Below are 255 nucleotides of genomic sequence, written 5' to 3'. Positions count from 1 at the left end.
AAGGCCTTCAAAGCCACTAAAAATCCAAGGCAACGGCGAAAAGGGCGAACGCCCATCGGCACTCTGCAATTCCTGCAGGTAATTGCGGAAAATCTCCCACAGTAGACCGAGTTCCCATGCTGGAATGCAGTCAAATGTGGGAGCGGGCTTGCTCGCGATAAGGCCTTAAAGCCACTAAAAATCTAAGGCAACGGCGAAAAGGGTGAACGCCCATCGGCACTCTGCAATTCCTGCAGGTAATTGCGGAAAATCTCC

General features: G+C 51.8%; 1 pseudogene. It reads right to left on the bottom strand.

The features are described 5' to 3' along the window. Positions 1-182 precede the first annotated feature (182 nt). A pseudogene (locus ACOZK9_RS27440) lies at positions 183-255 on the bottom strand (tetratricopeptide repeat protein); the annotation flags it as partial.

Origin of the sequence: Pseudomonas kitaguniensis (genome assembly GCF_049199985.1) — a bacterium.
GTDB lineage: Bacteria > Pseudomonadota > Gammaproteobacteria > Pseudomonadales > Pseudomonadaceae > Aquipseudomonas > Aquipseudomonas kitaguniensis.
This window is presented reverse-complemented; position numbering and strand designations above follow the sequence as displayed.